Annotated in this window: 14 protein-coding genes; 1 reads left to right on the forward strand and 13 read right to left on the reverse strand. The window is 34.1% G+C overall.

Translation table 11 applies throughout. The features are described from left to right. Positions 1–20: 20 nt before the first annotated feature. The 13 genes from PHC28_RS00055 to PHC28_RS00115 all read right to left on the reverse strand — a co-directional run bounded on the left by PHC28_RS00055 (position 21) and on the right by PHC28_RS00115 (position 21,414). Positions 21–1,967 (reverse strand): sialate O-acetylesterase, encoded by a 1,947-nt coding sequence (locus tag PHC28_RS00055; protein WP_300095093.1) that lies wholly within the window; start codon positions 1,965–1,967, stop codon positions 21–23. A 103-nt stretch (positions 1,968–2,070) separates the two neighbouring features. Further along, positions 2,071–4,512, reverse strand: a complete 2,442-nt coding sequence (locus tag PHC28_RS00060; protein ID WP_300095096.1) for a glycoside hydrolase family 95 protein — start codon at positions 4,510–4,512, stop codon at positions 2,071–2,073. 69 nt (positions 4,513–4,581) lie between these two features. After that, complete coding sequence (locus tag PHC28_RS00065; RefSeq protein ID WP_300095099.1) at positions 4,582–6,825, reverse strand: glycoside hydrolase family 3 C-terminal domain-containing protein; 2,244 nt, start codon at positions 6,823–6,825, stop codon at positions 4,582–4,584. 31 nt (positions 6,826–6,856) lie between these two features. Continuing rightward, positions 6,857–9,724 (reverse strand): TIM-barrel domain-containing protein, encoded by a 2,868-nt coding sequence (locus tag PHC28_RS00070; protein WP_300095102.1) that lies wholly within the window; start codon positions 9,722–9,724, stop codon positions 6,857–6,859. 143 nt (positions 9,725–9,867) lie between these two features. Further along, entirely contained in the window at positions 9,868–11,460 is a 1,593-nt protein-coding gene (locus PHC28_RS00075) for a glycoside hydrolase (RefSeq protein WP_300095105.1), read from the reverse strand. Positions 11,461–11,463: 3 nt separating this feature from the next. Then, positions 11,464–13,464: a glycoside hydrolase family 97 protein gene (locus PHC28_RS00080; RefSeq protein WP_300095108.1), complete on the reverse strand. Its 2,001-nt coding sequence runs from the start codon at positions 13,462–13,464 to the stop codon at positions 11,464–11,466. A 296-nt stretch (positions 13,465–13,760) separates the two neighbouring features. Then, complete coding sequence (locus PHC28_RS00085; RefSeq protein ID WP_300095111.1) at positions 13,761–13,946, reverse strand: hypothetical protein; 186 nt, start codon at positions 13,944–13,946, stop codon at positions 13,761–13,763. Between the two features lie 661 nt (positions 13,947–14,607). After that, positions 14,608–15,564: a transketolase C-terminal domain-containing protein gene (locus PHC28_RS00090; protein ID WP_300095114.1), complete on the reverse strand. Its 957-nt coding sequence runs from the start codon at positions 15,562–15,564 to the stop codon at positions 14,608–14,610. Positions 15,565–15,573: 9 nt separating this feature from the next. Beyond that, positions 15,574–16,416, reverse strand: coding sequence for a transketolase (locus PHC28_RS00095; protein WP_300095117.1), 843 nt, complete (start codon positions 16,414–16,416; stop codon positions 15,574–15,576). 1 nt (position 16,417) lies between these two features. Next, positions 16,418–17,071 (reverse strand): fructose-6-phosphate aldolase, encoded by a 654-nt coding sequence (gene fsa / locus PHC28_RS00100; RefSeq protein ID WP_300095120.1) that lies wholly within the window; start codon positions 17,069–17,071, stop codon positions 16,418–16,420. A 93-nt stretch (positions 17,072–17,164) separates the two neighbouring features. Next, positions 17,165–18,583 (reverse strand): D-xylose transporter XylE, encoded by a 1,419-nt coding sequence (gene xylE / locus PHC28_RS00105; RefSeq protein WP_300095123.1) that lies wholly within the window; start codon positions 18,581–18,583, stop codon positions 17,165–17,167. A gap of 13 nt (positions 18,584–18,596) precedes the next feature. Then, on the reverse strand, positions 18,597–19,922 hold the full coding sequence (xylA, locus tag PHC28_RS00110) for a xylose isomerase (protein ID WP_300095127.1): 1,326 nt from the start codon (positions 19,920–19,922) through the stop codon (positions 18,597–18,599). A 7-nt stretch (positions 19,923–19,929) separates the two neighbouring features. Further along, complete coding sequence (locus tag PHC28_RS00115) at positions 19,930–21,414, reverse strand: FGGY family carbohydrate kinase (protein ID WP_300095130.1); 1,485 nt, start codon at positions 21,412–21,414, stop codon at positions 19,930–19,932. A 440-nt stretch (positions 21,415–21,854) separates the two neighbouring features. Between PHC28_RS00115 and PHC28_RS00120 the strand changes: the two genes are divergently transcribed. Then, positions 21,855–22,877 carry a LacI family DNA-binding transcriptional regulator gene (locus PHC28_RS00120; RefSeq protein ID WP_300095133.1) on the forward strand — a complete coding sequence of 341 codons (1,023 nt, stop codon included), beginning with the start codon at positions 21,855–21,857 and terminating at the stop codon, positions 22,875–22,877. Positions 22,878–22,934 lie beyond the last annotated feature (57 nt).

The raw sequence follows: 22,934 nt of genomic DNA on the forward strand, positions 1-22,934 counted from the left end.
TTTGAAATATTAAAAAACACTTATTGCACATTATATTTTATTCCTTTTGTTGTTAAGTCCCAATCATCGCTTCTGAATGGTGATGCGGGAAATTTTTCTTTATTGAAAAGGTTGATTTCACTGTCATCGTCTGCCCAACCATAATGAACGGCGATAGGATTTTGCACCATTTCGCTGGAAACTATTACTTTATTATCTTTGATAATTGCCTTCGCAGGATAAAAAACTTTATCAGCTCCTGCAATTTCAAATCCTTTTACAGTTCCATCTTTGTCAGAAGTTGATAATCCTGTTCCGATGTTGTCAAAGGTTAGAATTATTTGGTTTCCTTTTATTTCCAAGGATTTATAAGTTGGTCCGCTATAAATCATTTTTTTGCCATAAACATTATTCAGGGCAATCGCAGCCAATCGTTTGCCTACATCTTGTTTGTTTGTTGGATGAATGTCTTTTGCGTTTCCAATATCCGTAGTTACCGCCATTCCTGTGTTTGGCAATTGCAAAGTTTGGGTTTGTGCTTCACGAAGTTCCGCCCATTTGCTGCCTTTGTTGCTATTGCCTCCAAACTCGTCAAAAGTGGATAATTGCACAAAATAAAAAGGAAAATTACCTTGATTCCATTTGGTTCTCCAATCAGTTATCATCAATGGGAATGCTTTTTTGTATTCTTCCGCCCTGTGCACATTGGCTTCGCCTTGGTACCATAAAACGCCTTGAAAAGCATACGGAATCAATGGATTGACCATCGCATTGTACAACAACGAAGGCAAACTATTGGGAGATAAAGAAGTTTTTGCCGCAATTACTTTATATTTCCATTTTCCTTCCAAAGGAACTATTTTGTTGCCAAGAGTCAGTTTCAAATCCGAAGATTCTCCGTATATTCCACCACCGCCACTGCTGTCAACAATTCTTACGGCAATAACATTTTTGCCTTCTTTCAATATATTTGCCGAAACGGCATAGACTCTTTTCGCACTCCAAAGGGTGTTGCTACCCACTTCAATTCCATTAACGTAAGTGATGTCTTCATCATCAATTTTTGACAAGCTTAAAGTCGCATTATTTTTAATGTCTTCTGCGGAAAGTGTTACTGTTTTTCGCATCCAAACCACGCCGTCCAAATCCGTCAATTGTTGGTTTTCCCATAATCCTGGTGCGTTAAGTTCACCCCAGCCCGCATCATTAAATCCTGATTCTTTAAAACTGGTTTCGTTGGCTGTACTTACCTCACCACCTTGAATTTTACCGATTCTTTCTCTTATTGTTTTTGCGTACAATTTCGAAATAGAATCAAAACTCATCATAGGCACTTTGGCAATCATTCCCTTAAAATCCCCACTTTTCTCGAATGCTTCACGGCTTGTCCAAGTTTCCACACAAGTTCCTCCCCAAGACGTATTGATGATTCCGATTGGGATTTTTAATTCGGCATATAATTTTTTGGCAAAAAAGTAACCCACGGCAGTAAAATCACCCACCGTTTCTTTATTGCAAACTGTCCATTTCCCAGCTTTTAAATCCTCTTTTGGCGAACCGCTCATATCTTGGGCAACACCAAAATGACGAATCATTGGGTAATTGGAATCTTCGATTTCTGCTTTAGCATTCATCGTTTTATACATTTGAAATTCCATATTAGATTGACCACTGCAAATCCAGACTTCTCCTACCAAAACATCTTTTATGGTAATGGTGTTCTTTCCTTTAACAATCATTTCAAATGGACCTCCAGCTTTTTCAGCTTTCAAATTCACCATCCACTTTCCATTTTTATCAGCTTTGGTTTTTACAATTTGTTTATTGAAACGTATTTCAATTTTTTCATTGGCATCTGACCAACCCCAAACAGGAATTGATTGGTCACGTTGCAGAACCATACCATCATTAAACAATAAAGGAAGCTTTACATTAGCATTAGAATAAATGCTAAAGCATAAAAAAAGGAATGCAAAATATTTTTTCATTTTTATTAATTTATAATTAAAGAAACACCAAGTTTCCTTTTAAGATTTATTTAGTTTCAAACTGTTAGAACTTCAAAAAAAAGGTTTAAAAACGATTTGGTTTTTACCAATTTATTTCTAATTTCTTCCCTTTTTTCAAAGTAATTGCTTTTTTACTATTGCCAGAAACAAGTGTTGTTTTCCCTCCTTTTTTAGAAAAAACAGTCAATTTTTTTAAGGTTTTGGCATTCCATTCCATCGAAATTTCAAAGCCTCCTCTTGCACAAATTCCTTTTACAGATCCGTTATCCCAAGCATCTGGCAAAGCAGGCAATAACCTAATTTCATTTTCATTGGACTGAACCAACATTTCAGCAACGGCGGCAGCTCCGCCAAAATTTCCATCAATTTGAAAAGGGGGATGTGCATCGAATAAATTAGGATATGTCCCTCCTCCTCTTCTTGGCGTCTCCGTTTTTTTACCATCAGGATCAACATATTTAAGCAACTCTCTGTACATTTTGTAGGCACGATTTCCGTCCCAAAGTCTTGCCCAAAGATTAATACGCCATCCTTTTGACCATCCAGTTGTTTCATCTCCTTTTATTTCTAAAGTCTTTTTACAAGCTTGAGCCAAGTCTGGTGTTTTTTCTGGCGTGATTTGTTCTCCCGGAAAAAGTCCGAACAAATGCGATTGATGACGGTGTTTTGGATCTTCATCATTCCAATCAAAATACCATTCTTGCAAATTTCCTTTTTTCCCAATTTGATATGGATACAGTTTAGACATTGCAATTTCGAGTTTTAATCTGAATTCAGCATCAATATTTAAAACTTTTGAAGCTTTGATTGTTTTATCAAAACATTCTCTAATCATTGCCAAATCAGCCGTTCCTCCATACATTGTGGCTCCTACAAAACCATCAGGTGTACTATATTTATTCTCTGGAGAAGTTGATGGAGATGTAATTAGATAGCTGTTTTTATCTGTTATCATCCATCCTAAAAAGAACTCAGAAGCTCCTTTCATAATAGGATAACCTTCCTTTTTTAAATAATTTTTATCTTGAGTAAAAACATAATGTTGCCAAATATGTGTACTTAACCACGCGCCAGCAGTATTCCAACAAGCCCACATCGGTTCTTCTTTTCCAAAAACACCAACAGGATTACTCATTGCCCAAATATCTGAGTTATGTGATGCAGACCATCCTTTATTTACTCCGTAAAAAGTCTTAGCAGAAATCTTTCCTGTAACCGAAAGATTTTTAATGAAACTCAAAAGTGGCTTATGCATTTCAGAAAGATTGGTATTTTCGGCAAGCCAATAATTCTCTTCCAAATTGATGTTCATTGTGTAATTACTTCTCCAAGGCGCATGGAGATAAGGATTCCACAAGCCTTGTAAATTAGCTGGAACTCCCAATGTTCGAGAACTGCTAATCAATAAATACCGTCCAAAATTAAAATACAGAATTTCAAGATTTTTATCTTCTTTTCCATCTGCATAACGCAACAAACGTTCGTCCGTTGGCAAGTTCGGAGCTTCCGTTTTTCCTAAATTCAAGGCAACTCGATTATAGAATTTTTGGTAATCGCTAATATGAGATTGTTTTAATTTGTCAAATGATTTTGCAAAAGCTTTATTCAAATTTTTCAAAGCAATTGCTTTATCATTTAAACCTTGTGTGGCAGGATTTTTATCGAAACCATTGAAACTGGTTGCAATCGACACATAAATTAAGGCTTCGGTGCCATTTTTCAAACCTAAACTAGTATCGGAACTTACAATTGTTCCATCCGTGTTTTTAATTTTCATCAAAGTAGTAAATCGGGTTCCTCTTTCTTTTTCCAAAAGAAAAGACGGCACCGTTTGATAACCAGGATGATCATAAATTGGTGCAACACCATTCATTGCAAGCTGATTGTCCTTTACTTCCGTTTTGTATTTTAATAAACTGCTGGAATTAATATCAAAATTTAATGCTCCTTTTTGACTACTTGTCAATTTGATTACCATAATTTGATCTGGTGCTGAAACAAAGTATTCACGGGTAAATTTCACACCATCTACTTCATAAGTCACTTTGGAAACAGCATTAGAAATGTCTAATTCTCTATGATAATTGGAAACTTTCCCAGAATTATGGTTATTAATTTCCATCGTTCCCAGTGGCTGATACGCCTCTGAATTTTTTCCTTGAATTTTTTTATTCAGTTCTTCTGCCAGTTTGTAATTTTCATTTTTTAATGCTTCGCGAATAGCAGGCAAATTTTTGTATGCTTCAGGATTCATATTAGCATTTACAGGTTCTCCCGACCAAAGTGTGATGTCGTTTAAATAAATTTTGTCCGAATCTACACCTCCAAAAACGGTTGCACCCATTTTTCCATTGCCTAAAACCAAGCATTCCTCAAAAAAATCGGCAGGTTGTTTGAACCAAAGAATATGGTCGGATTGAGCAGAAGCTATTCCACAAAAAGAGAAAAAAATAGAAACTAAAAATAGTCTACTGAAATTGTTTGATTGCATAATTATTGATGCTGTTTTTTTATTATTTATCATCTTATAATTATAAATTGACTCCAGCAAAAACTGGAGTCAATTTTAATTAAAACCTTAATTACTAAATTCTTACTTAATGCTAATTTGAATTTCTTTTTTAATATCACGAGAAGAACTTCCTAATCTCAAAGTATAATTTCCTAATTCTACTGTCCATTTTTTAGCATCAACATTGTAATAAGCCAATTCTTTTACTGGAACTTGAATCGTAATAGTTTGTGAATTTCCGGCTTTTACCAATACTTTTTCAAAGCCTTTCAACTCTTGGGCGGCACGGGTAATTTTCGAATCGGATTTGGAAGAATACAATTGTACCACTTCTTTACCATCTACTTTTCCAGTGTTTTTCAATTCTACAGAAACTGAGATTGTCTCATCAGTTGCATATTCTTTTTTATCAGATTTAGCATTTTCGAAAGCAAAAGTAGTATAAGACAATCCATATCCAAAAGGATAAAGAGGCTCTATTTTCTTCGTGTCAAACCAACGGTATCCTACCAAAATTCCTTCTGAGTAAGTAACCGTTTTATCACCAGGGAAACTGTTAGTAGCGTGTGCAGGCGAATCCATAATATTTTTAGGCATTGTCCAAGGCAATTTTCCTGAAGGGTTTACTTTTCCTAATAACACGTCGGCTAAGGCATTTCCACCTTCGGAACCATTGAACCAACTCCAAACTAAAGTGGATGTTTTATTTTTTATTGCTTCAATATCAAAAGGAGCGCCTGCAATCATAACAACAATTGTGTTAGGGTTTGCTTCTCTAACTTTATTAATTAATTCTTCTTGTCCAAATGGTAATTTTAAATTTCTACGATCCGAAGCTTCTGTTTCATAATCACGGTTAGAACCTGCAAAAACAATAGCAATATCAGATTTTTTAGCAGTTTCAATAGCTTCTTGCAATTTAGCTGGATCTAATTGATCGATGGTTACTGGACCACTCAAGGTAATGTCGCCTAATTTTCCTGACTTTTTTTCTTCATAACGCTCCAAATACCCTTCTGCATAATTAATTTTGATAGCACTTGGCAATCTGTTTTGCAAACCTTCCAAAGGCGTAATTTCTCTTTTAGTTTTTACACCTGCACCAAATCCACCCAAAGCATTTTTCTTAGTGGCATTGTTCCCAATTACGGCAATTGATTTTATTCCATTTAACTGCAAAGGCAGTACATTTTTATCATTTTTCAATAAAACAATGTTTTCTGTCGCAATTTTGTAAGCATCTTGATAATGGGCTTCGGTAGCAATACTTCCTTTAACACGGTCTTGACTTCCCATTGCTTTTACTTGGAATAAAACTCTTAAAATACGTTTTACGTGTTTGTTAATTTCGTCTTCTGAAATTTCACCTTTTTTTACAGCTGCAATTAATTTATCAGCTAATAAAAATTCGTTAAACTTTGTCGTTGGAGTTCCCATTTCGATATCCAAACCATTTTTTAAAGTTTTCACAGTAGAATGCACCGCAGCCCAATCAGAAACAACAACACCTTTAAAGCCCCATTCGTCACGCAAAATTTTATTGAGCATATAGTCATTTTCACATAAATATTCGCCTCTAAATTTATTATAAGCTCCCATTATAGCATAAGCATTGGCTTCAGTTACCGCAGCTTTGAACCCTGGTAAATAAATTTCGCGAAGTGTACGTTCATCCATTTGAACATCATAAATATCACGATTGGTTTCTTGATTATTAGCTGCAAAATGTTTTACACAAGCCATCACATCATTATCTTGTAGTCCAATAACCAACGGCACTGCTATTTTTTTATTCAAAAAAGGATCTTCGGTCATATATTCATAAGTCCTTCCTCCTAGTGGAGTTCTTACAATATTGATTGCAGGAGACAATAACATATCTTTTCCTCTCGCTCTCAATTCTTGCCCAACGCTGTTTCCAAAAGTATATGCCATATCGGTATTCCAAGTGGCTGCCAAAGCCCCACTGGCAGGATAGTAGGTCGCAAAATCATTTGTCCATCCAGCCGCAGCCCAAGAATCACGAGAAATTTCTTCGCGAACGCCTAAAGGACCATCTGCCATTTTTAATTCTGGAATCCCCAATCGTTCTACACCACCATTAGCAAACATACTATTACCATGCAACATACCGATTTTTTCATCAAGTGTCATTTGAGAAATTAAAGAATTTATCTTTTCTTCATATTTTGAAGGGTCAAATTCTTTGACTTGGTGAACCGTTTCCGTTATTGGTTTTTTATCTGTATTTTGGAATCCATTTTTACACGAAACAGTCAATACCGTTACTAATGCAATTGATAAAATGATATATTTATTTTTCATCTAGGTTATTTTTTACTTTATGATTTTGTGATTATTTTAATGTAATAGTTTGTATGTGTCCGTCATAATTGACTACCTGACCTTGAGCATCATATACAAATGCTTTAGGGTTTTCTTTACTCACAGGAACAATAACAAATTTACGGTTTTTTAACATTCCATTAAATTCTCCTTTTCGCTCGCCAATAGTTAAAACACCATTTGTTTCATTATAACTGAATGGAATACTAGAATGGAATCCTTTTTCATAATTATAATTTACACCTTCATCTTCATATAAATCAAATTTACCGTTTTTACCTTTATATACATAAAGAACAATTGTATCTGCTGGTTTTTCATCCGTATATTGTATTTCTGGTCCTACAGGAACAATAGCACCTTCGGGAATAAATAATGGAATGCGACCATAAGGTGCGTCAACGGATAAAGTTTGTCCCCCTTTTATGTAATTGGCCGTATTAAAATCATACCAATTAGTTCCTGCCGGAAAGTAAACATCTCTTTTGCGAACGCCATAATTATAAACTGGACAAACCATAAAATCAGGACCAAACATAAATTGATCATTAGTGTTCACAACCTTTTTATCGCTAGAAAAATCCATTACCAAAGGACGCATAATGGTATAATCGTCAAAATGGGTCATCCCGGCCATGGTGTAGATATAAGGCATTAATCTATAACGCAAATTATCATAAAACAAAATGGACTCGTAAGCTGGATGTCCTTTAGGAGCTATATTCCACGGCTCACGATAAGGAAATTGTCCGTGTGATCTGTATAATGGTGCGAAAACACCAAATTGATGCCAACGTGTATTTAATTCTCTCCATTCTTTATTGTCGGCATTTTCTGTTCCATTTTTGTCAAATTCCGTTTGAGCATCTACATAACGATCTTCAACACAGAATCCACCAATGTCCATAGTCCAATATGGAATACCACTAATAGCAAAGTTTAAACCTGCTGAAATTTGGGCTTTCAAATCTTCCCAACGTGTTGCGATATCACCACTCCATGTTGCTGTTGAATAACGCTGTAATCCCGCAAAACCTGATCTAGTTAATAAAAACACGCGTTTATTTGGTTCCACACTACGTTGCCCATCATAAATGGCTTCGGCATTCATCAAAGCATAAGTATTGAAATATTCTGTAGAAGAGCCTAAAGCTGTTGGCCCTTGCAATTCTTTACGATAATCCATATCTGTACAATCCAGCACATTTGGTTCACTGGCATCCATCCACCAAGCATCAACTCCTGTTGGGTATAAATTATCATAAATTTGTTTCCAAAATAATTTTCTTGCTCCACCTGAATAAGCATCATAGAAAGAACCTACATAACCAGGACCAACCCAGTCACGAATATTATCTTTTATGGCTTGTTGATACATCCATCCTTTTCGGTCAAATTCTTTAAAATGCTCTGTTGTTTTATAAAACTTAGGCCATACCGAAATCATCATTTTACCATTCATCGCGTGGATAGAATCGACCATTCTTTTTGGATCAGGAAAACGTTTCGGATCAAATTGATGACTTCCCCATGCATCTTCTTCCCAATAATTCCAATCCATTACAATATTATCTATAGGAATCTTACGATCTCTAAATTCTTTCAAATTGCCCAGAATCTCGGCTTCGGTTTTATATCGTTCCCGACTTTGCCAATACCCCATTGCCCATTTTGGCATAATTTGAGCTTTTCCAGTTAAAGTACGATATCCTTTAACTACCTCATCCATAGAATTTCCATGAACAAAATAATAGTCTAATTTTTTATTCATTTCACTCCACCATACTTGATTGCTTTTTTCTTCAACTAATTGAGGTGTTCTTACTCTTAATCCGCAGTAGGAAGTTCCACCGTTTGGTTTCCATTCTATTCGTAAAGGAACTCGTTTACCAGCTTCTAAATTCATTGAAAACTTGTAGCTATTTGGATTCCAAGCTGTTCTCCAACGCTCTGGAACTACTAATTGATTGTTCAAATACACTTTAACATAACCTGAATAATATAAAGTAAATTTATATTCTCCGTTTTGCGGTGCTTCAATATCGCCTTCATAAGTTACGTTAGCATTTTTTAAAGGAAAATTTGCTGGCAAGTTTTTAAAACTTTTAACATCTTCAAAGAAAATAGAGGCTTCTTTACGAACTATTTCTATTTTTCCATTATCTGGCGTAACATAAGTACCCGTTAAATTATTAGGTTCACCATTTTTATCGTATAATTTAAAAACGGTATTTAATTGTTCAAAAGGGCGACTGTCTCCAAAACGGCTTAATGAATAACTATCCCACAAAAGACCATAATTTTTATTGGAAACAATAAATGGTATAGAAACTTTAGTGTTGTATTGATATAATTCTTCGCTTTTATCTTTGTAATTAAACTCATCTGATTGATGTTGTCCTAAACCATAAAAAGCTTCCTCTTTTGGCGAATAAAAAATTTGACGAACTGAATACCCCTTAGTTCCTTCAACTTCTACTGGACTAAATGTTTTACCTCCACCAGCACTTTCTGCCAAAATAATTTTGCCGTTTTTATCTTTAAACTTAACACCTCCATCTTTTGATGAAACCATAACATTTAAAGTTTCGGTAGCTAATTTGATCGAATCTTTTACCATGGCAACATTAAACGGAACAGTCCCAATATTAGGCACAATAATTAAACTAGAATCTTTTGGAAATACATTATCTGGTGTCGCAGACACATGTATTAAGTCATTCCCTAAAACTTGCAAACGTAATTTGCTTGATGCTGCTTCTTTAGGATGACTTATGTTTACAATTATACCATCATTCGTTTTTTCATACTGTTTAGTAGCACATGATGCTAATACTAATCCAGTAATTAGGCTTAAGTATATTTTATTTTTTTTCATATAAGTTGGTAAAAAATGTTTTAACAGATTGCTCAATAACGCAACCTTTTTTATCTAAAATAATTCGCTACAGTAATCCAAAATCACTTTGTAACGTTTTTTAATAGCAATGTATATTATTTACTATTGTTGGTTAACACTAATTATATTTTAACAAGGTTTAACAAAAAAACATCATTTTCATTAATGTCAAAATCCTTGTTATAGCTTCCATCTGAACCAATTGTTATTATTGCTGTGGCAATTGGATTACCGTTGTTTTTTTCTTTAAGCGCATTTACTTGTTGTTTTGTTAACTGGCTTGGTTTTCCCATCGCTAAATAATCTGTATAGGCATCATTAACTTTGTAACCTACTTTGTATATCTCTAAATGATAGTTCCCTTTTTCAAGTCCTGTCAATTGAATTTTTACACTTCCTTTAGATTTTGATGGTAAATCTTTTATATAATATTGCTGATTATTTGTACGATCAGGCAATGTATAAGTAAAATCCCAAAACAAAACCTGCATATTTCCATTTGCGCTTTTGGTAGCCCAAGAAGAAGTGTCCGTATCTTGAAGTTCTGTTGTTCCCAATTTATTCAAAAAATCATACGAAAAATATGCTGCTTTTTTTATGCCTTGAGTATTCATCAATCCGAATCCTCCATGAAAAGGTGTAAATCTTGGTCCAGGTTCTTCAAAAACATCGGTAAAAACCCAATATGACATAGAGTTGGCAGCGTTCCCTACTTGTTTTAATTTTTGAAGAATATAAGCTGCCGAATGATAACTATCGTGAAAAGGATCAGCCGGAGTGTAAGACGAACTCCATTCGGTGTAATGCAATTCTAAGTTTGGTTTGTCTGAAGCTGAAATTTGTTTACGAGAATTAATTACATCTCCACTTACACTTGATGATTCTTTACTCAAAACAGTTCCAGAACCTCCAAATTCGTCTAAAAATCCTTGCCCAACTCCATAAGAATGTGTAGAAATAAAATCTATTGGCACATTATTTTTGCTACAAAAATCGATAGTTTCAGGAACCCAAGCTGCTCCAGCTGTAGCAGGCCCACCAACTTTGTAAGCTGAATTTACACTTTTTACAGCTCTAGCAGTGTACTCATATAATTTGAAATAGTCCGCCTGTGTACCAGTCCAAAATCCTGGAGACAAGTTAGGCTCATTCCAAACTTCGAAATACCAAGTTTTTACTTCTTCTTCACCATAACGTTCGGTAAAATGCTGAGTTAGATTTCGAATTAAATCTTCCCATTTTTTGTAATCTTTAGGAGGAGTTACATTTCCTCTCCACCAAAAAATAGTTTGGCTACCACTTGCTAATCTTGAAGGCATAAAACCCAATTCCACAAATGGTTTTACATTGATGCTAAGCAAAAAATCGTATAAAGCATCAACATATTGATAACTGTATTGCGGATTTCCTTTATTATCTTCTGTGTAAACTGCCATATCATCAGTTAATAAACCATGCATTCTAATGTATTTGAAATCACAGTCTTTTTTTGCTAAAGTCAATTGTTGTTGCCAATCGGCACGCAATCCTTCATTAGCTCTTCCCGCCCCAACGCATTCTTTGAACATCGTATTCAATTCACCTGCCGATTTATTATAATCGACTTTTATAATTCGATTGGTAGATGCTGATTTTTTAGCACTCGAATTTTGTGCAAAAGTTTTAGCATTGGCTAAACCTAAAAGAATTGTAAGTACTACTACTATTTGTTTCATAATCTATATTTTTTTTAATCGAATGGCTGTTCCTCCTGCTCCACCTAAATGCAATTTCAATACATCCGAAGCTTTTACTGTTTTTTTAGAAATCGCAACTGATTCTGGATTATGAGTTTCATCTGTTCCTTCGGCATCGGCATAAACCTGTGCTTCATAAGTAGCTTTAGCATCCAAAAAAGATAATGATATAGTTAAATCTCTAGCTTTCTCATTAGTAATACTTCCCAAATACCAATCGTCACTATTTTCATCTTTACGAACTGTGGTAATGTATTCCCCTATTTCTCCATTCAATACTTTTGTGGTTTCCCAATCGGTTGGAACATCTTTCAAAAATTGAAAAGCAGGTACTCCTTCGTAATTTTCAGGAAGGTCGGCCAACATTTGAATTGGTGAATAAAATACTACATAAAGAGCCAATTGTTGAGCCGTAGTTCCGTGGATTCTTTTCCCTGGATAACCTTTTTTGATTTCGACATCTAAAACTCCGGGTGTATAATCCATCGGCCCAGACAACATTCTGGTAAAAGGCAAAATAGTCACGTGATTGGGCGGATTTCCTTCGCTCCATGCGTTGTATTCTTGTCCACGAGCGGCTTCTCTAGCCAGCATATTAGGATATGTTCTGCGTTCTCCAGTATCTTTTATTGGTTCGTGATAAAACACAGCCAAATCATATTCGGCAGCTTTTTTCAAAACATACCTGAAATAATTTACTCCAAATTGTCCGTGATGCCATTCTTTCATATTCAATTTGCCCCCCACATGACCAATTTTTATGGTGTGAATACCCAGACGTTTGTACATAGCAAAACCCTCATCGATTTCTTTAAGATAATTAATTAAATTAGAGCCCGTTTCGTGGTATCCAATAAGTTCTACTCCTTTTTGTTTTCCATATTCCACCACTTTGTCAATGTCAAAATTATCAGCACATTTAGTAAAACTGAACATATGCATCTTATTTTCATACCAAGCTGGAGTCCAACCTTTGTTCCAACCCTCAATCAATATGTGATGAAATCCTTCTTTGGAAGTAAAATCAATGTATTCTAGCGCATTTTTGGTAGTAGCCCCTTGTTTTTCACTTTCCCAAAAAGTATATTTTCCGATGTGCATTCCCCACCAAATTCCTAAGTATTTGTAGGGTTTAAAATAATCTACATTCCCTAATTTATTAGGTTCGTTTAGATTTAAAATCAAATACGAATCAATCAAATCACCTGCATTTTCACCGATTTGAATGGTTCTCCAAGAAGAAGTGAAACTGTCTTTTACTCTCACTTTTACACCATCTGACCAAGGAACTAAATCAGTTTTTAATTGAGTTCCCGAAGTGTTTACCAAGGTCATACTCGCAAAATCGACAAGATTTGCTTCATGAAAACTCAATTTCCAACCATTCTTGCTTTCTATTGTCAAGGGTGTATGTACCGTATCTAAAGTGCTTACTGGAGTTTCTTTATAAAGATATTCGTAACGATTTTCTCTGTAAGCAGAAATCCACCAAGCCTTACCATCCTCCTTTAAATTAAAAGTGGTTTTTTCATCCATAATGAAAATACTATCTTTTGTGGCTTGTTTTGGATAAACATAACGAAAGGCAACCCCATCATCAAAAGCACGAAACTGTATTTCGAGTTGGCGTTTTTGTTTGTCTTTTTGTTGCAATTTCACCACCATTTGATTGTAGTGGTTACGAATTTTATGTTTTTCTCCCCAAACTTGTTCCCAAGTCTCATCGAAAGAAGAATTTTCTACTTTTACAACTTCAAAATTGGTACTTAGATTTTTATCTTTTAATAAAAATCCCATATCCGAAAGTGACAATACCTGAGTTTTACCGTGAGAAACGGAATATTTAGGTTCGCTTTTAAACAATTCGAACTTAATTTTATTTTTACCGCTAGGCGAAATTACTTCATACCCATCTTTTTTGCTTTGGCTAAATACAGAGATTACAGTAAAAAGTAAAATAGGTATTATTATTTTTTTTATCATTTTTATTTTTTAATAATTAATGCGAATCAAGGGTTGAATCTATAACTTTCTAGTTTTCAAAAGAGACCTAACAGGTTTTTAAAACCTGTTAGGTCTAATCAGAAGAATACTAGCATTTTATTTTAACCCTTGATTCACATAATTAATTTAAATAAACTAGGGAGACTATTAAAACTCCCCAGTCTAAAAACTAACCAATTATTTATTTTATCCATTCTGTTTTGAACGACATCTTTTGATTTAATGGTTTTCATTTATGCTGAAATCATTTCCTTTTTGAAAAGCGAAATAGTTTTTTACTCGCCTTCAAGAAGAAAAACTTTTGCTATTGCAACACCTGTTCCTTGTACTGCAAATACTTTGAGCTTCAATTTACTCCAATCCATCTCTTTTAAGGCGTTCAGGCAATTTTTAAAATCTTTGCTAATATTAAATTGGCTCATTAAGAACATTTGTATTTGAGATGTTACTTTTTGTATCATAAAAAAAACAAAGCATTGATTCAGAAAAATAAACTTTACTTGAAAACTACCCTAATTTAATCCAAACTGTTCAATGTGTTTTTTTTAAGGCACTTAGAAACCAAAACTTCTTGTTAAAATGACTATTTAATGCTTTATTAATAAATTAACTATGGTAAATATTTAAAAAACACTTTTTTTTTATATAAATATTAAATATTACAAAATACTACAACAACAAATGTCCTTAAAACTCTATTATTTGATGGTACTCTTTTGTGTCTAAAAAGTACCTCATTTGTCTCAATTATCATATTTAAATGTTGTATCAACTAAATCACTTATTTACTATCCAAAAGGTTTAAGTTGAATTGGTATAGAAAAAAGTCCTGAGAATCATAGTAAGCAAAAGGATTCTGACTAAAACAAAATCTAAGTGAAATTACCTTTAAATTCTACTAGCCTATTTCTAATTTTTTTTTTTAAAATACTCATTGGATGTAATTATCGCAACCGTCAGTTCGAGTGTTTTTTGTAATAAATCTGCATTTATTTTATAATCTAATTTCGCCTTTAATTTTTTTACCACTAAAAAAATGAGGTAGGAATAAAATATCCCTACCGCATTCTAGCTAAAGAAAAATGATTTCCACTAGATTTTTATTCCCTTAAAAAAGGTACTTTACTTTTTTCTCGAAAGTGCTTTTTTTGTTACTTTGACAATTGTCTCGGCATTCAAACCATATTTCTCCATTAATTGTTCTGGAGTTCCGCTTTCGCCAAAACTGTCTTGAACAGCTACAAATTCCTGTGGTAATGGATTATTTCGAACCAAAACACCCGAAACACTTTCTCCTAATCCCCCTAAATAATTATGTTCTTCGGCAGTAACTACACACCCTGTTTTAGCAACTGATTTTAAAATAGCTTCCTCATCTAAGGGTTTTATAGTATGAATGTTGATTACTTCTGCAGAAATCCCTTCAGCTTCTAACACTTCTGCAGCCAATAAAGCTTCCCAAACTAAGTGACCTGTAGCAATAATTGTAACATCAGTTCCTTCATTAAGCACAATCGCTTTCCCAATTACGAAAGGTTCATCAGAGGGCATAAAATTAGGCACAACTGGTCGTCCAAAACGTAAATAAACAGGCCCATGATAATCTGCAATAGCTAGAGTTGCTGCTTTGGTTTGGTTGTGATCACAAGTGTTGATTACAGTCATTCCAGGTAACATTTTCATTAATCCAATGTCTTCAAGAATTTGGTGTGTTGCTCCATCTTCACCTAGTGTTAATCCCGCATGAGAAGCACAAATTTTTACATTTTTTTCAGAATAAGCTACTGATTGACGAATTTGATCGTACACTCTGCCAGTAGAAAAATTAGCAAAAGTTCCTGTAAAAGGAATTTTACCTCCAATAGTCAATCCTGCAGCAATTCCAATCATATTTGCCTCGGCAATTCCGATTTGAAAAAAACGTTCTGGATGATTTTTTTTAAAATCATCAAACTTTAAAGAACCAATTAAATCAGCACATAAAGCCACTACTTTTTCATTTTTTTTACCTAATTCGGTCATACCAACTCCAAAACCAGAGCGAGTATCTTTACTTCCTGTATTTGTATATTTTTTCATGTCCTTAATTTAATAATCTCCCAAAGTTTCTGGGTTTTGAGCTAAACCATTTGCTAATTGTTCGTCATTAGGAGCTTTACCGTGCCAAGCGTGAGTATGCATCATAAAATCAACTCCATTTCCCATAATGGTCTCTAAAAGAATACATACCGGTTTTCCTTTTCCAGTTCTGGATTTTGCTTCTTTCATTCCGGCAATTATTGCTTCAAGGTCATTTCCTGCTGCAATTTCGAGAACATCCCAATCAAAAGCTTCAAATTTAGCTTTTAAACTTCCCATATTTAGAACCTCATTCGTTGAACCATCAATTTGTTGTCCGTTATAGTCAATAGTAGCAATTAGATTATCTACTTTTTTTGCGGAAGCATACATAATGGCTTCCCAATTTTGTCCTTCTTGCAATTCACCATCTCCATGAAGTGTATAAACAATATTGTTATCGCCGTTCAATTTTTTGGCTTGACAGGCACCAATTGCCACAGATAATCCTTGACCAAGCGAGCCCGAAGCAATACGCACACCAGGTAATCCGTCATGCGTTGTTGGGTGACCTTGTAAGCGTGAATTTAATAATCTGAAAGTATTTAGCTCTTCAACAGGAAAATAACCTCTTCGTGCTAAAACGCTATAAAAAACAGGAGAAATATGACCGTTAGACAAGAAGAACAAATCTTCCTCTTTTCCATCCATATCAAACCCTTTTTTCAAATCCATAACTTCATTGTAAAGAGCTACTAAAAACTCTGTACATCCCAACGATCCTCCTGGATGTCCTGAATTCACTTTATGCACCATCCTTAAAATATCCCTTCTAGTTTGAGAGACGATAGCTTGTAATTTACTAATTTCCATCTTAATTTCCTTTTTGATAATCGGCTAAAAATTGTGCTAATCCGCTATCGGTCAATGGGTGTTTCAATAATCCTGTGATAGAAGATAAAGGCCCAGTCATTACATCCGATCCTACTTTGGCACAATTAATTACATGCATTGTATTGCGAACCGAAGCTGATAAAATTTGAGTTTGAAAATCGTAATTATCATACACCTGTCTGATTTCGGCAATTAATCCTAAACCATCCGTACAAATATCATCCAATCTTCCCAAAAATGGAGAAACATAAGTAGCTCCAGCTTTGGCAGCCAATAAGGCTTGTCCCACAGAGAAAACTAATGTTACATTGGTCTTGATTCCTTTATCCGAAAAATATTTACAGGCTTTGATACCCGCAGCAATCATGGGTAATTTTACAACAATTTGTGGGTGTAATGCTGCCAATTCTTCTCCTTCACGAACCATTCCTTCAAAATCAGTTGCGATTACTTCGGCAGAAACATCGCCATCCACAATATTACATATTGCTAAATAATGTTTTAAAATATTGTCTTTTCCTGTAATTCCTTCTTTGGCCATTAAGGATGGATTTGTTGTTACTCCATCTAAAACTCCTAATGCTTGTGCTTCTGCAATTTCACTTAATTTTGCTGTGTCAATAAAAAATTTCATTTTGTTTTTTTTTAAATAAAAACAACACAGTTAATAGATCTATTTAACTGTGTTGTTTTGTGTTGTTTATAAATTATTCATTCTATTGGGATATTAATTTTTCTCCCAAATTTCTTCCATTTCTTCCAAAGTTTTTCCTTTTGTTTCTGGAACATATTTCCATACTAACCACATTGCTAATACACTCATTACTCCGTAAATCCAATATGCAAAACCATGGTTAAATTTTTCTAAAAGATAAGTGTTTTTATCCATCATTGGAAAAGTCCATGATACCAAATAATTAGAAATCCATTGTGCTGCAACTGCAACTGCTAAAGCTCTTCCACGAATTTTATTTGGAAAAATCTCTGACAATAACACCCAGCAAACTGGCCCCCAACTCATTGCAAAACTGGCAACGTAAATTAACATAAATACCAATGCTCCCATTCCAACGGATTGCATAAAGAATGTAGTACCTAAAGCAAACATAGAAATCGCCATTCCTAAAGCACCAATAATCATCAAAGGTTTTCTACCAAATTTATCAACTGTCATAATTGCTAAAACGGTAAACAATAAATTAACTGCTCCAACAATAATAGTTTGCAATAAAGCGGTATCCGTTCCTGAACCCATACTTTTGAAAATCTCAGGGGCATAATACAACACTACATTTATACCTACAAATTGTTGAAAAACAGACAATAATACTCCTACTACAATTACGGTCATACCAAAAGAAAATAATTTCCCGGAATGGCTTACTACTGTATTTTGAATGTCAGCCAATATTTTCTTTCCTTCATCAATACCATTCACTTTAATTAAAACTGCCAATGCTTTTTCAGGTTGTGATTTCAACACCAAAGATCTCGGGGTGTCTGGAACAAAAAATAGCATAACCAAAAATAGACTTGCCGGAATTACTTCCGAACCAAACATCCATCTCCAACCCACTACATTTAGCCAAGTATCATCACCTTGTTTTGAAATGTAATAGTTTACAAAATAAACTACCAACATACCAAAAATAATAGCAAACTGATTCATAGAAACTAGTTTACCTCTACTATGTGCAGGGGCAATTTCTGCAATATACAAGGGCGATAGCATAGATGCTAATCCAACACCTATTCCACCAATAATTCTATATACAATAAACAAATACATAAAAGTATGATCTGCTTCACCTATTGGTTTTACAAACATTTCTGGCATTGCAGAACCTAAAGCTGATATTAAAAACAGAATAGCCGCTAAAATTAAACCGTTTCTACGACCTAATTTTTTACTGATAATTCCACCTGAAATCCCACCAATAATACAGCCAATTAAGGCACTTGAAACAACAAATCCCAATCGGGCATTTGCTCCCATTTCATCCAAACCAAAAGGTAGCACGAAAAAACTTTCTAAAGAACTCACAGTTCCTGAAATTACTGCAGTATCATATCCAAAGAGTAGTCCTCCAAATGTTGCTACTAAGGTAAGTTTAAATAAATAACTAGAATTTGTTGCTGTTGCCATATTCTTTTATAGATTAAATATATTGGTTAATAATATTTTCGAATAACTCTTGTTTTCCGCTTTTTAATGAAAGTTCTCCATTTTCTTGAGCAATTTTGTACAATGCTTTTAAATCTAATTTTCCTTCTTCAAAAGCTTTTCCGTTTCCAGAATCAAATGAGCTGTAACGTTGTTTTCTCAATGCTTCATAAGGCGAAGAAGTGATGATTTTATCTGCAGTAAGTAATGCTCTGGCAAAAGTATCAGCACCACCAATATGTGCTTGGAAAACATCCTCCATATCCGTAGAGTTTCTTCTGATTTTGGCGTCAAAATTAATTCCACCACCTTGCAATCCTCCTGCTTTCAAGAATACTAACATCGCTTCGGTAGTTTCTTGAATATTGTTTGGAAATTGATCCGTATCCCATCCGTTTTGGTAATCCCCTCGATTGGCATCTAAACTACCTAACATTCCAGCTTGAGCAGCCACATCTATTTCGTGTTGGAAAGTATGTTGTGCCAATGTTGCATGGTTGACTTCAATATTCATTTTGAAATCTTTTTCTAAACCTTGAGCACGTAAAAATCCAATTGCTGTAGCGCAATCAAAATCATATTGGTGTTTCATTGGTTCCATTGGTTTTGGTTCAATAAAAAAGCTTCCTTTGAAACCTTGTGCACGAGCATAATCACGAGCCATTCTTAAAAATTGTCCCATATGGTCTAATTCTTTTCCCATATTAGTATTTAATAAAGACATATACCCTTCACGTCCTCCCCAAAACACATAATTTTCTCCACCTAATGCAATAGTAGCATCCAAAGCTAATTTCACTTGTCCTCCAGCTCTTGCTACTACATTAAAATCTGGATTGGTTGCAGCACCATTCATATAACGAGGGTTCGAAAAAGCATTAGCTGTTCCCCAAAGCAATTTCACTCCAGAGGCTGCTTGTTTTTCTTTTAAATAATCAGTAATTGTAGCCAATCTGCTTTCTGATTCAGCAAAAGTAGCACCTTCTCTAACTAAGTCATAATCGTGAAAACAGTAATAACCAAAACCCATTTTTGTAATAAATTCAAATGCTGCATCTGCTTTTTCTTTTGCAGCTTCGATTGCATCTGCTGGTTTATCCCAAGCAAATTGTTGTGTTCCTGGACCGAATGGATCTGATCCTTGACCACAGAAAGTATGCCAGTAAGCTATAGCAAATTTAAAATGCTCACGCATTGTTTTTCCAGCTACGATTTGATCTGGATTGTAATATTTAAAAGCTAGAGGATTATCCGATTCTTTGCCTTCAAATTGAATTTGACCAATTCCTTTGTAATACTCTTTGTTCCCTAAAACTATCATTTTTTTATTATTTATTTGTTACTATTATTTCTAATTCTTTTTTCCAATTTTTATAAGCTTCTACGTATGGTTCGATGTTTTTCAATGGCATATAGGTCATGACATGATCATTTTTAATAATGTTCTCACCAAATTTCTCGTAATCACCATCTAAAAGTCCAACAGCTCTTGCAGCACCAACAGAACCTGTAGTGTTGTAAATTTCTATTTCGTGCCCAATTAAAGTTGCTACCGTATTTGCGAAAATTTCTGAACGGAACAAGTTGTCATTTCCAGCACGAATCACTTTTATTTCGGCATTGTCATTTTTTAAAATCTCCATTCCATAAACAAATGAGAAAGCAATTCCTTCTAATGCTGCTCTATATAAATGTCCATGACTATGTTTGTTGAAATTAAGATTCAAAATATGACTGCCCACATTTATATTATTCAACATACGTTCAGCTCCATTTCCAAAAGGGATAACCACTACTCCATCTGATCCTACCGGAACTTTCGAAGCTTTCCTGTTCATATTTTCATACGAATCTACCACGCTATGATTGCGCAACCATCTGTACTGAATTCCAGCCCCGTTGATACATAATAATTTTCCAACTGTAGGATGTTCATTGGTGTAATTAACATGTACAAAACTATTTATTCTCGAAGTTTCTTTTGATTTCAATTGATCGGTAACGGCATAAATCACTCCCGAAGTTCCTCCAGTGGCAGCAACTTCACCTGGTTTCAAAATGTTTAATGACAATGCATTGTTCGGTTGATCGCCTGCTCTATAAACAACTGGAATACCCGCAGGAAGTCCTGTTTCCCTAGCACCTTTTTCGTTTAAAAGACCTTGATTGGTAAAGTTTTCTACAATATTTGGAGTCAATGAATGATCGATTCCAAAATAATCTAATAACCAATTGGCTACTTTATTTTCCTTATAATCCCAAAGCATACCTTCAGACAAACCATTTTTTGTAGTTGCCATTTCTCCAGTAAGTTTATAGGCAATATAATCGCCAGGTAACATGTATTTGTAAATTTTCGAATAAATTTCAGGCTCATTTTCTTTTACCCATTTTAATTTGGATGCTGTAAAATTACCTGGTGAATTCAATAAATGAGTGGCACATTTTTCGGTTCCAATTTCTTGAAATGCCTTTTCGCCAATTTCAATTGCTCGGCTATCACACCAAATAATGGAGTTGCGCAAAGATTTTCCGTCTTTATCAACGACAACCAATCCGTGCATTTGATATGAAATACCAACACCTGTTATTTTTGACGCATCAATATTTGCCTCTTTAATTGCTCTTTTTGTAGCTGTGCAAATATATTCCCACCACAAATCAGGATCTTGTTCTGCCCAATCTTTATGAAATGCAATAATTGCCATTTCATCAACAGGTTCATGCAACGCAATAATTTTTTCACCTGTAGTTGCATCAACCAAAGCAACTTTGACTGAAGAACTTCCAATATCAAATCCTATATAGTACATTCTTGTTTTTTTAGTTATTCTTGAAAATTTTACGTTAAAAATACAGTATTCACTATTATTTATTAAAATAAATATCATATTATTCTTTTTCAGATTTAGAAAAGGAATCCATAAAAAAAACTTTCATAAAGAAACAAGTTCAATAAAATCAAGGGATTAAGAGAATTTTAAATCAAAATTACAAGAATTATGAATTTACTTAAAGGTTTAAGTTGCTTATAAAAATCAGAAGTAAACACTACATTTGCAAAGCATAATAAATGTGTAAGTTTTATTGAAAAATAATAACACAATAACTCATCAATTCAAATTGTAAAATTATAAATCTCATATTGTTTGATTCTACATCTATCGTTTTACTCAATTAATAAAAGCTAAAACAAATATGAATCGAATTTTAATTTAAGTTAGCCAAAAAATTTAATCCTTATTGAATCCAAATGACCTCTAGAATTACATTAAAAAAAATTGCAACTGAATTTAATATATCTATAGCTACAGTTTCTAAAGCATTGAATAACAGCCCAGACATTAGTTCAAAAACCAAGGAAAAAATTCAAGAATATGCCAAAAAGCATCATTATAAACCCAATAAAGCTGCTTTAAGTTTATTGAATAAAAAAACAAAAACTTTGGGAGTAATTATTCCCAACATAATGAACAGCTTTTTTACAGAGGTTTTTGTGGGTATTGAAGAAAAAGCGAGCCAATTAGGTTATAGTTTAATTTCGTGCATTTCCAATGAATCCTATGATAAAGAGGTAAACACAGTCGAATTATTAAAAAGCGGTACGATTGACGGCTTTATAGTTTCTATCGCAGAGGAAACTCAAATTAACAAAAATTTCAACCATTTTATAGAAGCCATCAACGAAGGAGTTCCTATTGTATTATTTGACAGAATTACTGATGCCATTAATTGTGATAAAGTTATTGTTAACGATATTGAAGGAGCGCGACATGCCACCGAACACTTAATCAAGACAGGTTGTAAAAAAATTGCTTTAGTATCTGTAATTGACACTTTAAGCGTGGGAAAATTGAGAGTGGAAGGATATAAGAAGGCCCTAACTGACCACAACATTGCAATCAATGAAAAAATAATCGTCCGATTAAATAAAAAAGAAGACCTTGAAACCTCTATGAAAATAATCTTATCCGACAAGTCTATAGACGGTTTATTATGCCTAGAGGAAAGTTCAGCCATTCAATCTTTACAATTGATTAAATCTATGAATTACAAAATTCCTGAGGAAATGTCCATCATTTGTTTTACTAATGGAAAATTACCCCAGCATGTTACTCCCGCAATAACTACGATAAGCCAACACGGTAAATACATTGGAGAGGTTGCTACAAAAATGTTAGTAGATCGCTTGGAAGGCAAAAGTGAATTAGAATTTACCACCAAAATAATCAAAACTAGCTTAATAGAAAGAGAAACTACTTTTCCTTTGAAATAGGCATCAAAACCTCTTTTATCTACCCATAATTATTTAGTTCTTTAAACTTTTATATAT

Origin of the sequence: Flavobacterium sp. (genome assembly GCF_028712645.1) — a bacterium.
GTDB lineage: Bacteria > Bacteroidota > Bacteroidia > Flavobacteriales > Flavobacteriaceae > Flavobacterium.